Source organism: Legionella brunensis (genome assembly GCF_001467025.1).
Classification (GTDB): Bacteria; Pseudomonadota; Gammaproteobacteria; order Legionellales; family Legionellaceae; genus Tatlockia; species Tatlockia brunensis.
This window is the reverse complement of record NZ_LNXV01000011.1, coordinates 100,715-116,477: the sequence shown is the minus strand read 5'-3', so window position 1 is coordinate 116,477 and position 15,763 is coordinate 100,715. Positions and strand designations below refer to the sequence as shown.

Below are 15,763 nucleotides of genomic sequence, written 5' to 3'. Positions count from 1 at the left end.
GAAAAATTCCGTTAATTATTTCATGCTCTTAGGTGGAGTGACCCAAGGGACATTTTCTTTCTCTTTGCTCTTTGGTTTATAAAAAAAAGACCATTCTCTTAGCAAAGTAGGTTCATTTTTTTTCTTACGGTGTTCATCCCAGCGTTGTGTATGACCTTGTCCTATGTTCCCCTTGTTCTCAAGTACCAGCTCTCCTTGGTATTTAGAGATATACTTAAAACAGCCTGAGCGTTTATTCTCTGATTTCTGAAGTTCTTCTGTGACAGAAACAACACTATCCATCCATGGATCTAAAATAATTGCGTTTGGTCCCCAGGTAGACATATCTTGTAAATCACTTTTTGGATCTCTGTCCAACACAAGAAATGTATGATCACTACCACTTAGAGAAACGATTTCCATAGGAATAGAGCGGGAGAGAGGCATCAGTTTTTTTAAGCCTTCTTTGGGATATTCAAGAAGCAGGGAAAAGGCAACAGCCGCTTTTTCACCACAATTACCAATTCCAAATTTAATGGCATTTTTAGCCCTTGCTTCAGTACGATGATTAGGCTCTATTGGCGTACCGTCTTTATGTTGGATTTTGAGGGCACGTTTAGGTAGTGTGCTGATATATTTGTGCCACTCTTCAAGAGTAGGGGTTTCAGATGGATTGTTAGGTATTTTTGCTGTTACTTTTAATGATTTAAATTGCGTATCAACGTTGTCAGCCTTTAAGTTCATTTTCCACTGACGAATTCTTTCACGAATCCCCTCTTCATCTGAACGAGCACGCATAGCAGTTATCCAAAATACTCTATGAAAGGGTTGATCAGTTAAAGAAATATTATTTGAACTATAGGGTAAAAAAAGAGAAACCTCTGCCCGAATATGTTCTGCTATCTTAAGTAAGTCTTTATGCTTCATTGCCAGGAAATCCAAGAAAAAAATTACTTAATATTGATTAAATATAGTACATATTGAGTATTCTTGTTTTTTTGCCCGAATCGCTGGTAACGTGTATAAATGAGGTGGTTTTATTAGGCTAATGTCATTTATTATTGAGGAATTTTTGCATTTTCTACTTTTTGCATCTGATTTTTAGACTAGGCTTTAGATTGCTTAAAGCTCTACTATTTTTTGATAGATTTTTTATGCAATTGTTCTTGAGTAGGCAACTTAATCTCTGTAACTAGTCCAATAAGTGATAACAAAAAAATAAAGCCATAAGAAATATCGAGTTGCCATTTTTTCAACCCATGTTTAGCAGATGCTGGAAAAGCGTGATGGCCATTATGCCAACCTTCTCCATAAGCTAAAATTGCAAAAAGCCAATTATTCCGGCTATGATCTTGCGTTATAAAATTTTTCTTACCCCATATGTGGCAGATAGAATTGATTGACCATGTAACGTGTTGTTGAATGCAAACCCTTACCAGACCGCAAACGATAATTCCTTCTATGAAGTGATACCAACTCATAAACATCAATCCATTAATAATTCCAGGAATAATTAATCCACTTAAGGCTATTGGTATATAGTATTTATTGATAATTTTTAAATCTCGATCGGCGAGCAAATCGGCGATGTAATAGTGCCAGTCCTCGATAGTGTGTTTACTCATCCATCCCATGTGTGCATGATAAAAACTTCGCAGGGATATTTTATTCATTGCAACAGGTGAGTGTGGGTCTGAGGCTGTTTCTGTGAATTTATGGTGTCTTCGATGGGCGGCTATCCAGAAATAGGGAGGTCCTTCATAGGCCATGCAACCTAAACAAGTTAAAACTATTTTAACCCATCGTTTTGTTTTGAAAGAATGATGAGTCAATAAACGATGAAAACCCACAGTAATCCCTAAAACTGTACAACTATAGCATCCTATTAATAATAGTAATGTGGCTAGATTTATCGAAAAAAGCATCCCAGAGAAAATAGCATATAAAGTTGCTATTAATGGAATCCAGACAATAGCGATGCTGTACAATTTTTCAGGTGCAGTTAGGTCTCTATAGAGATGCAATTGAGGTTCGCTCATGATAAACCAGCCATGCTAAAGTGTGAAAATAATGTAATCTTGTGAGTATAGAACATAAATTATCAGGTTGGTTGATATTTGGTCGTTTACGAGGGTAATGCAGCTAGATTTTAGGTTTTTTATTGCCTATTTTGTAGAAATATGATACAAATTGGGTTTTGGTCTAGGCATCTTCATGATGCTTATTATTTCATCCATTATTGTAATTGTTTAATCAAGTTCATTATTATGAATCTTTATAATTAATTTTCTATGCTCTCTTCCCGAAAAATTATCTTGGATTCTGATACAAACCAGGGTAAAAAATACAATCCGGCTGTGCCATCTGGTATGAGGGTTTTTATTTTTCAACCCGATGAAAATTTTTATATGTCTCCTTTTGATAAACGGTTAAAACTGCTGGAAGAGCAAATTATTTTTGCTAAAAAATCGTTGCTTGAAATTAAAGAAGATAACCATCTTGGCTCTAATGTGGCTATAAAGTCTTCCTTGTTCTGGATTAAAAATAAACTTGGTACGAGTAAAAGAAAGTTTGATACTGAGAATTCCCCCGAACAACAACCAGCACCTCCATCGGCAATATTTGTTGCCCCGGAATATTTATTTAAAGATTTTTCCAAGCTCAGCTATGAACGATATTATACACAGGCTCAAAAAAATGCTTTTAAAAGTCTCCTGGCAGAACTTTCCAGGGATACGGACATGCTAATTGTTCCAGGAACAATTTGTTGGCATAAGAATGCCAAGCTTGATCAAAGTACCTATTATCGAAATACGGCTTACTTTTTTTATCATGGCGATATACAAAAATATAAGAAAAGATATCCTCATACGAACTATGATTTTGATTACGTTGATGAAGGATTTTTAAATTTAATGGATCTGCGTCGCATGTCTTTTAAAACAGGGGATAACGATAGTCTAGTTAAGGATTATTTTGGTCTCAGAGTCGGCATTGAGATTTGTTACGACAGTGTTCAAAAATCATTATCTAATTATGTCAAAAAAAATAATACTTCTTTGCATATACAACTTGTTATTGCTGATGGTGCGAAGAAGTCTGTTTTCGTAAATCGTGACGGAGTCTTTTTTATTAAAATTGAAAAAAATAAACATGAAACTCAATTGGGTACAATAAAAGTAAAGGTTAAGGAAGAGACAGAGTTAGAGCCGGCGATTCTGCTTAGCTGCACAGAAGAGCTTTCTTGTTTTCAGCTTAAGACTTAAGTTAACCGCTCCCGAAAAATAGGGGTAAAAAAATCCCGGCAAACTCACCGGGATTCAAGTTGAGGAGATGATTTTAGTCGCGGCCTGAAAAAGCACCTAATAAGTTGAGTAGGCTAACGAACAAATTATAAATAGATACGAATAAAGAAACCGTCGCTGAAATATAGTTGGTTTCTCCACCATGAATAATTTCACTGGTTTGGAATAAGATTAAGCCAGAAGAAATTAGTACAAACGCAGCTGATATCACTAATTGTAATGCCGGGATTTGGAAGAAGATTCCGGCAATCATTGCTAGAAGAGCAACCATGACTCCTACAAAAAGGAAGCCGCCTAAATAGCTAAAATCTTTACGGGTAGTCAGGGCGTATCCTGATAGAGCAAAGAAGATCATACCTGTGCCGCCAAGTGCAGTTCCAATGAGCTGATGACCATTTGAAAAGTTGGCAACATAGAGGTTTAAAACTGGCCCTAAGGTATAGCCTAGGAAACCTGTAAAGGCAAAAACACTGATTAATCCCAAAGCACTATTTCTTAATGCGTGAGTCAGAAACATTAAGCCATAGACTCCAACAATCATTAATAATGGATTCATTGGTTTGGCATTCCATGCAAATGATGCATAGGCAGTCAGGGCGCTGAATAAAAAGGTCATGCCGAGTAAAAGATAGGTATTGCGTAAAACTTTATTAGTTGCAAGTACCGTTTCACTACGTTGACTTAACAAGGTAACGTCATTTCTGTTCATGCATAGCTCCAGATTATTTATACTGCTAGTTTAGCATATATATAGGTTAGTTGCTTCCTTTTCAAGTCTATAATTATGTAAAATAACTGGCAAGATTCCTTGAGGTTTCATTGAGTTTTTACGCTATTTTTAGTTTTATAGAGTCTTAAGCATTGAAACCTTGCAAATTAATCGCTGATAATTGACCAACTTTCTTAATTTTGGATTAAACATGCCAAAAGTTGCCGCTGTACAAATGATTTCATCGGCTTCCATTGCGGATAATTTGAACCAAGTTCAGCATTTTTTTATGAAAGCCAAAGAAGAGCAGGTTGAACTATTGGTACTACCTGAAAATTTTGCTTTTATGGGTAAGCAGGAAGCCGATAAGTTGCGTAAAGCCGAGAAATACGGTGTAGGGGAAATTCAGGATCATGTCAGTCGTTGGGCTAAAGAGTATGGTTTATGGGTTATTGCTGGTACCTTACCTTTAAGGGGGCTTCAAGAGCGTGCCAGATCAAGTTGTTTGGTGTTTGATGATAAAGGATTATGTGCCGCACGTTATGATAAAATTCATCTGTTTGATGTTCGTGTCTCTGAGCAGGAAGCTCATCAAGAATCATCTACAATTGAAAGAGGGGATGAGATTGTTGTTGTGGATACCCCTGTTGGTCGTGTAGGTTTATCGGTATGCTACGATTTGCGTTTTCCTGAATTGTATCGACAATTAGTATTAAGAGGGGCAGAGCTATTTAGTATACCATCGGCATTTACTGCAGTGACCGGGGCGGCTCATTGGGAAGTATTATTAAGAGCGCGCGCCATTGAGAACTTATGTTATGTCATCGCTCCTAATCAGGGCGGGATGCATGAAAATGGACGACACACATATGGTCATAGCATGATAGTTGAACCTTGGGGGAAAGTGGTTGAACGACAAGAGGCTAATATTGGAATGATCGCCGCAGAGGTCTATTTACAACGGCTACAGCAGTTGCGTAGGCAATTTCCAAGTAATGATCACCATGTTCTTTCTTATTAATTTGACGAGTTTAGATAAGGTAAAATTATGACCCAGGCATTAGCACTTGCCAAAGATTTATTATTAAAGCCAGCATCATTGGATGAGGGTGCTTTAGAGAAGTTAATTCGCTCAATGCTGAGCCATCATGTTGATGATGCTGATCTTTATTTTCAAAGTAGCAGTTATGAATCTTGGTATTTAGAAGACTCTGAAGTAAAAAGTGGTAGTTATTCTATTGATCGTGGTGTGGGGATTCGAGCAGTTAGCGGTGATAAAACCGGATATGCTTATTGCGACGATATCTTACTGCCAGCTATGCAACGAGCTGCTGATGCTGCACGCTCGATTGCATTCACCGGTGTTAAACAGACACAGTCGATACAGATACCCAGCGCACCAATAACTCGTTATGCACCACTAAATCCTATTGAGGGTATGAGCAAACTAGAGAAAATAGCGCTCCTGGAGGCGATTGACAAAGAGGCTAGGCGAATTGATCCTCGTGTCATTCAAGTTAATGCCTCTTTAAGCGGTTGTTATGAGGTCGTGATGGTTGCTGGCATGCATGGCCAAATGATTGCAGATATAAGGCCTTTGGTGAGCATTAATGTTAGTGTCATCGTTGAAGATAAAAATGGACGTAGGGAGTCTGCTCGTTCTGGTGGCGGCGGTCGTGTTGCCTATTCTTATTTTCTTGAGGAAGAAAGAGCCTTAGGATACGCGCGAGAAGCTGTGCGTGAAGCTTTGATCAATCTTGACGCAGAAGAGGCACCTGCAGGAACAATGCCTGTAGTTCTAGGACCTGGGTGGCCTGGTGTTTTGCTGCATGAGGCGGTAGGACATGGTTTGGAAGGGGATTTTAATCGCAAAGGACTTTCCGCTTTCTCTGGTCGGTTAGGGCAGCAAGTGGCCGCGAAGGGGGTGACTGTAGTTGATGATGGCACCCTAAAGGATAGACGCGGCTCATTGACAATTGATGATGAAGGAACTCCGGCGCAATGTACTACATTGATTGACGATGGTGTTTTGGTCAATTATATGCAGGACAAACTGAATGCGAAATTAATGGGAATGAAGCCTACTGGTAATTGTCGTCGAGAATCTTATGCTCATTTACCAATGCCAAGAATGACAAACACTTATATGTTGGCAGGTAAATATCACCCAGATGAAATTATTCGCTCAGTTAAGAAAGGATTGTATGCTGTGAATTTTGGCGGTGGTCAGGTTGATATTACTTCCGGGCAATTCGTCTTTTCAGCTAGCGAAGCCTATCTTATTGAAGATGGAAAAGTGACTAAGCCTGTTAAAGGGGCCACACTAATTGGCAATGGACCAGAGGTCATGAAGAAAGTAAGCATGATAGGTAATGACTTGTCCTTAGATAGCGGCATAGGTGTGTGTGGAAAAGATGGACAATCTGTACCCGTTGGTGTTGGTCAACCCACTTTAAAAATTGACGCCCTAACTATAGGCGGCACTCGTTAAGCAGGTTTTTAATAAAAATATTGAGCCAGAATCAGCCTTTTAATGATATGACCCCGGTCTTTGCTGCGGGGTTATATTTCGTCAAGCTACTCAGCGCCCGATGTTTTTTTTTGAGAACTACAGCGTCCATAGAGATCATCGATCCGAACAATGTCATCCTCACCTAAATACGAGCCAGATTGAATTTCGATCAACTCCAAAGGTAAAATTCCTGGATTTTCAAGGGAATGGATTGTACCCACTGGAATATAAGTTGATTCGTTTTCAGTTAATAAGAATGTTTCATCACCTCGGGTAACCTTCGCTGAGCCAGAAATTAAAACCCAATGCTCTGCCCTATGATGGTGGAGTTGGGTTGAAATTTTTTCTCCGGGTTTGATAGTGATATGTTTGACTTGATAGCGTTTACCGCGTTCAAGAGAGTCAAATTTACCCCAAGGTCGGTATACCTCTCGATGAACAATTGCTTCGCTGCGTTCATCCTCGGTTAACTTTTCAACAATTTGTTTCACTTTATAGGCAGAAATTTTATCTGCAATTAATAGAGCGTCTTTGGTATTGACTACAACCACATCTTTTAACCCCACAGCTACTACCAATTTATCTTCTGTGTGAACATAAGTATTAGTGGTATCAACATTGACAACCTCACCCACGTGCACGTTTCCTTGCAGATCTTTTTCTGAAATAGACCAGAGAGAAGACCAACAACCGATGTCACTCCAATCAACTTCCATAGGAACGACAACAGCATTCGTTGTTTTTTCCATTACGGCATAATCGAGTGATTCAGAAGGGCAATTTAAAAAACTTTTCTTATCAATGTAGAGGAAGTCGCGGTTTTTTATCGAGCCATTAATGGCACTGACACAACTCGTATAAATATCTTCTCGATGTTGTTCTAATTCATGAAGATAATCACGAGCAGTAAACATAAAAATTCCACTATTCCAATAATAATCTCCAATTTCTAAAAATTCCCGAGCGGTTTCCAAATCAGGTTTCTCAGTAAAGCCTGCTACCTCTATGACCTCCTTATTATTTTTTCCTTGAGGTGCGTTGATATATCCATAGCCAGTTTCAGGCTTATCAGGGGGAATGCCAAAAGTTACTAATTTACCTTTTTCGGCATAAGGTAAACCTTTCTTCAGGGCTTGTTGAAACTGATTGATGTCCATAATGATATGATCAGCGGGAAGTACAAGGAGTATGGGGTTATCATTTGCTTGCAAAGCTAGTAGTGCGGCTAATGCAATTGACGGTGCTGTACCTCGTCCCTCTGGTTCAAGAATGATGGTACTATCAGAGAGATTTATTTCTCTTAACTGCTCTGCGGCAAGAAAACGGTGCTCTTCGTTACAAAGCACCATCGGCAGCTGATGATTTAAACCATTTAAGCGAGTTATGGTTGCTTGTAACATGGTTTGAGAGCCGTGAAGTTTTAGGAATTGTTTAGGGTATAATTTACGAGATAACGGCCATAAACGGCTACCACAACCACCTGCTAGGATTATAGGTAGTATCATTTTCAAACCTCCGCACTGAATACCTGTTTAGAACGTTGCTCGAAAATTACTCTTTTGGTTAGGGTAGTAAGATACCTTTTAAATCATCAGTGATTTTAATTTCCAAGAATAAAACGAACGTGCAACATCAGTAATTATTATAGGCTATACTCAACAGAGCAAAAAATGACAAAAAAATGATCTAGATGAAAAAAAAACTAACCATCCTTATCTCTGCAGACACCTATCCTCCTGATATCAATGGAGCTGCACGGTTTGGAGGGCGCTTAGCTGCGGGCTTATTGCAATTAGGTCATAGAGTTCATGTCATTGCACCTTGTAGTAATCCAGGAAAAAGCTTTACCTCCAACGAAAATGGGATAATAGAGCATCGTTTAAGATCCCATGCAATACCAACCCATCTTTCATTTCGAATGTGTTTTCCTTGGCAAATCAAAAAAGAAATCCAAGAAATTTTCGATAAAGTGCAACCTGATGTAGTTCATACACAATGTCATTTTATGATTGGTAGATATGCAATTGATGAGGCTATCCGTCGGCAAATACTTACTGTGGCCACTAACCATGTAATGCCAGATAATGTCACTCCTTATGTGCCTTTGCCTAAGATATTTCTTAAATTACTCGTTAAGTATTTATGGTACGACGCATACAAAGTACTTAAGAAAGTGGCGATTATTACTACTCCCACGGATTTAGCGACTGAAAGTTTAAGTAAAAAGCTAAAATTGCCAGGAATAATCACGATTTCAAATGGGATTGATCCAAGCACTTATGAACTAAAAATTAATGAAAAAATTGACAAGCCAACATATCCAATAGTCCTTTTTGTTGGGAGATTAGCTGAAGAGAAACATATTGATGAACTGATTAAGGCTGTCGCTAAGACTAAACCTAGCTTGAATGTACACGCGGAAATAGTCGGTGAAGGTGAAATTCTTGAGAATTTGAAAGATTTGGTTACTTCTTTAAATATTTCTGAACGTATCCATTTTTTGGGAGCAATTTCCGACGAGGAGTTAAGAAGGACTTATCTTAAAGCGACAATGTTTTGTATGCCAGGAACAGCTGAGTTACAATCATTGGCCTCACTTGAAGCTATGTCCGCGTCATTACCGGTGATTTTGGCCAATGCGTTGGCTTTACCCCACTTAGTTGAAGAAGGAAAAAATGGCTATCTTTTCCAGCCAGGAAATAACAACGAGCTTGCAGAAAAAATAAATAAAATAATGGAGTTATCCGAGTCTGAACGATTAAAAATGGGTTGGGAAGGGCATGAAATGGCTAAAAAACATAATATCCAAAGAACATTGTCAGCTTTCGAATCACTTTACATGATAGGCCTTAAAAAGAATAATGAGGATTGAAGAAATCGCTTATTTTTCTAGCCAACTATTAACCATTTTGATGTCATCTATAGATAAGGTTCCTAGATTTTTTTTAAATTTTAATGTTTCTATAATGTAATTAAATTTATCTTTATTGAGTTCAATCTGGGAGTAAATTAACTTATCTTGCTGATTAATGACGTCCATTAAACCCACAGCCCCTAATGCATAGCGTTCTTTCAGTCTGATCAGCGATTTTTGGTTTGATGTAACAGCTTGTTGATCACTCTTTATTTTGTGGATATTCGTTAAAATTCTTAGGTAACCTTGTTTGACGGAATAAGTTGTTTTTCGGCAGGAGGCATCCAGTTGCTGTTGTGCAATACGGAAAAGATACTGTGCTTTTCTGGTATTTGCAGATACCAACCCCCCAGAGTAAATGGGGACATTAATATTCACTGCAGCGGCCAGATTATTTTGTCTGCTTGAGCCTGCTGCGACAAGCAAACCACCGTTTTTAACATGGAATGGGAGAACATCATAGTAAAGTTCTACATTTGCATTGGGAAGATGTCCTGCAAAGGCCTGCTTGACTTGTTCCCTTGCGGCTTTAACGCGCAATTGATTAGTTTTAATACTCCAATTTTGTTGGATGGCTGCATCGACCCAATTCTGTAAACTGGAGGGTTTGGGACTATTTCTGGGAAAATTAACTTTTAAACGAGCTAACTTAGTATATTCAGTGGCACTCATCTCTGCTAAATGCAATTTTTTCTCTGCTAGTTCTGCTTGCGCAGTAATATAGTTTGACTCAGCAAGGCTAGAGGCAGAGATTGCTATATCCACGTCATTCCGATTTGCTTTACCAAGGCGATATTTCTCTTTTACTTGTGAGAGTTGCTTCGCCATAGTCATTTTATTGGATTTATAATAATTAAGATTATTTTCATAATACAACGTATCAAAATAGGCTTCTGCCACTCGTACTATAAGTTCTTGAAATTTTGCATTTAAATTGGCGCCGGCGATTTGATAAGATAACTTTGAAGCAGATAAGCGCTTGAAGTTTGCCCAATTAAAAATGGGTTGAGTGAGCGATAGGCGATTATCATAGGTTTGTATTACGTTATTCCTAGGAAGAAGGCCAGTTGAGACGATGGCTCCCGAACTGGACTGGCTATCTCCTAGGACTTGTGATGTAAATCCAACATGAGGTAATAAAAGAGATTGATCAATACCGATATTTGCTTTAGATACTAACGTCTTTAATACTTCATTTTGATAAATGGGTTCGTTAACAAGTGCTTGTTGGAATACTTCCATTAAATCAGCAGACCAACTTCCCCTAACGAAAATAAAAAATATTATAAATAAAATATTCTTTATTACTAATTTGGATAATTTGCTCAATAGAATGTCCGTCTTATGAAACTAACAATATGGATGAAGTGTCTTGTCATAGATTTAGTTCAATAGGCTAAATCTCTTCAACCTTCCCTATCAAACGCGAATGATGACTATAGCATATTCACTCAACTCTTCCATCCTTGAAATATTAATCCAAGGTCTGGCGGTAAAAATGATGGCTTACCATAATAACTACAAAAGTAAAAAGCAATAAAGGCCATAAATTAGGCCATATAGTGACTATATTTGCATCTTTTAACATGATGTCGCTAGTTATGCGAAGAAAATAAGTAGAAGGGAATAAATGGCCTATTAATTGTGCCCATTGTGGCATTGCAGCAAAGGGAAACATAAATCCTGAAAGAAGAAGGGCGGGTAGGGCATAAGTATTGGCAATATTAGCTGCTTGAAACTGCGATTTGGAGATACTTGATGTCAAGATTCCAATTCCTAAGTTTGCCATAAAGAATGGAAATGCCACTATCGTTAATAGCAAAAAACTACCATAAAAAGGCACGTGGAATAGCCATCGCGAAATAAGCAAAATTAAGAAAAATAAAATATATCCTAAGACAATATTGGGAATGATTTTACCAAAAATAACCTCTAGGGGATGGATGGGAGTAATTAGTAACATTTCCATGGTTCCTGTTTCATATTCCGTGGTAAGGGAAATAGCAGTGAGCATAGTGAGCGATATAGTAATAACTGAAACCAGTAATCCAGGAAGCGTGTGATACTGTGCTTTAGCGGCAGGATTGTATTTGGCATGCCTATCAATGATAAAAGCAGGACCTTTTGATGCAAGGTATTGAATCGGTCCTATCGCATCATGGCGAAGGGCATCATCAACAATCCTCTGGGTTGCGTGAAATGCATTCCCTACTACCATAGGATCGGTGGCCTCACCTTCTAGCAAAAGATGGGGTTTCTTGTTACTGATGAGATCTCTGGAAAAATTTTCAGGGATGTATAGGATGAATTTTATTTTGCCAATGTCCATTAATTTTTCTGCTTCGTTTTCATCGCTAGTAATAGTTTTAATATCAAAGTATCCTGAGTTTTTAAATGACTGAATAATGCTGTTGGTGAATTGAGAAGAGTCTTTTGAGACAACAATGGTCGGAAGATTCTTAGCGTCGGTATTTATAATATATCCAAATAAAATGACCTGAACCAAAGGAATTAGAATCAAAAAGAAATAGGTATTAGCATCGCGCATCATTGCGATGAATTCTTTCTTTTGAATGGCGAAAAGTCGCAATGTGGCATGGCTTATGTTAGACATTTAATCCCTTAGTCAAATGTTCAAAATCGATAACAGATTGAATTAATCTGTGACCTTCCTATGACTTTTAGTCAACCATATAAAAGCATCATCCAAGACAGGCTCAATTTTTTTCCAGGTAAAATCAGGATTACTTCTAAAGGATTTAATGGCATGTTCAAGAGCAACAGGATCTTTACCACTAACATGCAATGAATCGAAATGTATAATCACTTGATCGACACCTGGTATACTTTCGAGCTGTTTTTCTAATACCACAACATTGTCTCCACGAACTTGCCAAGTGGACAAATTGACTCTGTCTATGATTTCACTAATTTTACCATCCATAATCATTTCACCATCACACATGTAAGCAATACGATGGCAACGTTCAACCTCATCCATATTATGAGAGCTAAGCAATATTGTAATTCCTTCAGAGGATAAATGACGCATCAGGCGCAAAAATTTTTGTCTTGAGTCAGGATCAACATTCGCTGTGGGCTCGTCAAGTAGCAATAGAAGAGGCTTATGAATTATGGCTGCAGCAAGGGCGAGTCGCTGCTTCCATCCACCAGAAAGTGTTCCTGCTATTTTGTTTTTGTGGGAGTCTAGTTCTAATTGATGCATCACCGTGTCAATACGCTCAGCACGATTAGCTACCCCATATAACTCCGCTGCAAGTCGAATATTTTGATAGACTGTCAATTGCTTATATAGGCTAAAAAATTGGGGGATATAGCCCATACGTTTTTTTATGCTGGCAGTTTCTGTACGAATGTTGTAGCCAAGGCAGGTTCCATAGCCTTCATCGGGTGTCAACAAACCGCATAGCATTCTTAAAACGGTAGTTTTCCCTGAACCATTGGGGCCTAGAAATCCAAAAATTTCTCCCTCTCTCACTTTGAGAGTGACATTTTTAACCGTAGGAACGCCAGAGAAACTTTTACACAAATTGTTAGCATCAATGACTAAATTTGCTTCCATACTTAAGTTCCTAATTATCAAGTGTAATGCTAACGGGTTGACCAGGATGGATTTTGGATAATACTGTGTTTAAATCAGGTTTTGCTTCCACACGAAAGACCAATTTTTGCCGTTCTTCAATACTGTATATGACAGGTGGAGTATATTCGACTCTATCGGCAATATAACTGATTTTAGCTTTAATAGGTGTTTTGCTGGCATCATAACTGACTTCAATTGGTTGGTTAAGTCTTACTTGGCCTAACAAATTTTGTGGTACAAAAAAAATGATTTTAACTTGCTTAGGATCCAGTAACGATAATACGGGGGCTCCAGCCTCTATATTTTCACCCTCAGTGTAGAAAGTATTATAAACAATGGCATTGACAGGCGAAACAACTGTTTTTTGGCTTATCTCCCAAAGTATCTTTTTTTCATCAGCTTGTACTGAAATCAGTCTTGCTTCTGCGGCTTTTTTATCCTCAAGCGCTTGTTCATAGGCAGATCTTCCATGTTCAAACTCTTCCTTTGAAATGATCTCTTTTTTTAATAAAGCTGTATTTCTGAGATTATTTGTTTTTTGTAATTCAAAATAGACTTTTGCTTTTTGCAGTTGATTGGTTACTTCTTGAATTTTTGCTTTTGCAATAGTTAAATTTTGATTTGTTGGTTGTAATTCCAAAGTAAATAATACTTGCCCTGCCTGTACTTCCATGCCTGGTGTTACGTTAAGTGATTTAAGTGTTCCTGCAAATAAAGGCGAGAGATAGGTGTATCGCCCTTCGGCATACCCAGGAAATGTAATTGCCGTTTGTTGATTACAGCCGGTTAATCCTGTTGCTAATAATCCAAAGAAAATTACAGGTAGGCAAAAAAGTAAACTTTTAAGTGTTATTAAACTATGTTCAGGTCTCGTCATAATTTTAGGGTTCTCCATAGTGGATAAACTCGCTTTCTGAGACACGTTTTAATTCTATGATAAATATAGCTTATCAAAATAGGGTTGCCTTTATCTTATTACTCATGAATGCAAAATTCATGACAAGGGAAGGAGCAAGACCTAGTTTCTTCGGGAAAAATGAAATTAATGCACTATACTAATTCAGTAATAGGCAATGAATGGAGAGCCTTTTCAACATAATTTGTTGAATTTTCAAAAGGTTGGATTTTTTTGATTGATGTTGAGGGCGGTTTACCTTGAATAATCAGAGTCTAAGAGAAGCCAAGTCATTCGTTGATTATCAAAATTTGTGTGAAATTCTTGATTTTCGCAATATAAATCTCCCGGATGTAGTTGCTTACCGGTTTCTAGAGGATGGTATTCATGCAGAAACGCTTACCTCAAGGGAGCTCTACTGCGAAGTGAACAAACTAGCCAATCTCATTGGCGAGTATGCTAAACCAAAAGACCGGGTTATCTTGGCGGCCAAGCCTGGTTTGGAATACATTGTCGGATTTTTTGCTTGCTTGCGAGCAGGGGCAATTGCGGTTCCTGTTTTTCCCCCGGCTAATACTCAAATGGCTTTTCGTTTATTGCATATCATTCAAGATGCAAAGCCGAGCTTGGTATTATGTGATAAAAGTACGACAGCCTCTTTAAAGAAAGGAATAATTGCGAATCGATTTCTACCTGCAAAATTTAAAAAGATGGTGGGTTTGAATGAAACCTATGCCAATTTATTTGATATGCTTAGAAAAGCACAAATTCCTCTTGTTTCAACAGAACAGCGTAAAAAATACCCTATACAATTGATACAGGCTAATCAAATTACCCCCCAAGATATTGCTTTTCTGCAATACACATCAGGTTCAACGGGGAACCCCAAAGGGGTTATATTAACTCATGGCAACTTGCTTGACAATTTAAAAACCATGAAAAAAGCGGTGAATCATAAGGAAGACAGTCATGTTTTTTCATGGCTTCCTCCTTACCATGATATGGGATTGATTGGCTGTATCATTGAACCGCTCTATGCCAACATTACGGCTACCCACATGTCTCCCATTGATTTTATTGGAAATCCCTCTCTATGGGTCATTAATATTTCTAAATATAGATGTACTACAGTAGCAGGCCCGAATTTCGCTTTTGACCTTTGTGCTCGCAAGACAGAGGATTCAATTGTCGATGAACTTGATTTGAGCTGTCTTGACGTGGCTGTCAATGGAGCAGAACCTGTTTCTATGAAAACCATGAATCTTTTTTATGATAAATTTAAATCAGCTGGCTTAAGAAAGAGTGTACTGCATCCTTGTTATGGGTTGGCGGAGTCAACGTTGATGGTATCCTCCAAATTGTTTTTATCAGAAGCCAAAGTTATTCACGCTAATCCAGATAGCTTTAGCCAAAATAGAGTCGAATTAATAGACGATGTCGCTTCAAGTATGCAGTTAATTAGTTCAGGTGTACCACAAATGACTGTCAAAATAGTACACCCTGAAACACATATGCTGTGTCAGGACAATGAAGTTGGAGAAATATGGGTTCGCGGTGAGTCAATTGGGCAGGGTTATTACAATAATGAAGCCGAAACCAAGAAAACGTTTAAAAACCAAATTAAGGGAAGTGAAGATAAACACTATTACCTTAAAACAGGGGATTTAGGTTTTATTCATGAGGGGGAACTTTTTGTTTGTGGTCGGATAAAAGACCTTATCATCATTAACGGTCAAAATTATTATCCTCACGATTTTGAATTTGCAGCGATGTCAGCGAGCCCTCACATTCAAAAAGGGTGTGTAATAGCATTTTCTGAAAAAATAGAAGCAACAGAACAATTGA

At 38.0% G+C, this 15,763-nt stretch carries 13 protein-coding genes; 5 read left to right on the top strand and 8 right to left on the bottom strand.

The window, feature by feature from the left end; translation table 11 throughout:
• Positions 1–15: 15 nt before the first annotated feature.
• Complete coding sequence (locus tag Lbru_RS07375; protein ID WP_058441546.1) at positions 16–906, bottom strand: hypothetical protein; 891 nt, start codon at positions 904–906, stop codon at positions 16–18.
• A 206-nt stretch (positions 907–1,112) separates the two neighbouring features.
• Positions 1,113–2,018 (bottom strand): acyl-CoA desaturase, encoded by a 906-nt coding sequence (locus tag Lbru_RS07370; protein ID WP_058441545.1) that lies wholly within the window; start codon positions 2,016–2,018, stop codon positions 1,113–1,115.
• Positions 2,019–2,294: 276 nt separating this feature from the next.
• On the opposite strand from Lbru_RS07370, the gene Lbru_RS07365 reads away from it, so the two are divergent.
• Positions 2,295–3,245, top strand: a complete 951-nt coding sequence (locus tag Lbru_RS07365) for a nitrilase-related carbon-nitrogen hydrolase (protein WP_162262396.1) — start codon at positions 2,295–2,297, stop codon at positions 3,243–3,245.
• A gap of 73 nt (positions 3,246–3,318) precedes the next feature.
• On the opposite strand, the gene Lbru_RS07360 is transcribed toward Lbru_RS07365, so the two are convergent.
• Positions 3,319–3,993 carry a Bax inhibitor-1/YccA family protein gene (locus Lbru_RS07360; RefSeq protein ID WP_058441543.1) on the bottom strand — a complete coding sequence of 225 codons (675 nt, stop codon included), beginning with the start codon at positions 3,991–3,993 and terminating at the stop codon, positions 3,319–3,321.
• Between the two features lie 211 nt (positions 3,994–4,204).
• On the opposite strand from Lbru_RS07360, the gene Lbru_RS07355 reads away from it, so the two are divergent.
• Positions 4,205–5,014, top strand: coding sequence for a carbon-nitrogen hydrolase family protein (locus tag Lbru_RS07355; RefSeq protein WP_058441542.1), 810 nt, complete (start codon positions 4,205–4,207; stop codon positions 5,012–5,014).
• 27 nt (positions 5,015–5,041) lie between these two features.
• Positions 5,042–6,484, top strand: a complete 1,443-nt coding sequence (gene tldD / locus Lbru_RS07350) for a metalloprotease TldD (protein ID WP_058441541.1) — start codon at positions 5,042–5,044, stop codon at positions 6,482–6,484.
• An 86-nt stretch (positions 6,485–6,570) separates the two neighbouring features.
• Here the strand turns inward: tldD and Lbru_RS07345 are convergent, their stop codons facing one another.
• On the bottom strand, positions 6,571–8,010 hold the full coding sequence (locus tag Lbru_RS07345; RefSeq protein WP_058441540.1) for a mannose-1-phosphate guanylyltransferase/mannose-6-phosphate isomerase: 1,440 nt from the start codon (positions 8,008–8,010) through the stop codon (positions 6,571–6,573).
• Positions 8,011–8,195: 185 nt separating this feature from the next.
• Between Lbru_RS07345 and Lbru_RS07340 the strand changes: the two genes are divergently transcribed.
• Positions 8,196–9,377: a glycosyltransferase gene (locus Lbru_RS07340; protein WP_058441539.1), complete on the top strand. Its 1,182-nt coding sequence runs from the start codon at positions 8,196–8,198 to the stop codon at positions 9,375–9,377.
• Positions 9,378–9,386: 9 nt separating this feature from the next.
• Here Lbru_RS07340 and Lbru_RS07335 read toward each other — a convergent pair whose 3' ends face one another.
• The 4 genes from Lbru_RS07335 to Lbru_RS07320 form a co-directional block, all read right to left on the bottom strand.
• Complete coding sequence (locus Lbru_RS07335) at positions 9,387–10,748, bottom strand: TolC family protein (protein ID WP_131793453.1); 1,362 nt, start codon at positions 10,746–10,748, stop codon at positions 9,387–9,389.
• Between the two features lie 145 nt (positions 10,749–10,893).
• The gene (locus Lbru_RS07330) at positions 10,894–12,033 is read right to left on the bottom strand and encodes an ABC transporter permease (RefSeq protein WP_058441537.1); all 1,140 of its coding nucleotides are present in this window, start codon (positions 12,031–12,033) and stop codon (positions 10,894–10,896) included.
• A gap of 42 nt (positions 12,034–12,075) precedes the next feature.
• Positions 12,076–13,002, bottom strand: coding sequence for an ABC transporter ATP-binding protein (locus Lbru_RS07325; protein WP_058441536.1), 927 nt, complete (start codon positions 13,000–13,002; stop codon positions 12,076–12,078).
• Positions 13,003–13,012: 10 nt separating this feature from the next.
• Positions 13,013–13,900: an HlyD family secretion protein gene (locus Lbru_RS07320; protein WP_058441535.1), complete on the bottom strand. Its 888-nt coding sequence runs from the start codon at positions 13,898–13,900 to the stop codon at positions 13,013–13,015.
• A 278-nt stretch (positions 13,901–14,178) separates the two neighbouring features.
• Here Lbru_RS07320 and Lbru_RS07315 point away from each other — a divergent pair.
• A partial coding sequence (locus Lbru_RS07315) for a fatty acyl-AMP ligase (RefSeq protein WP_193786913.1) occupies positions 14,179–15,763 on the top strand: 1,585 nt, incomplete at its 3' end.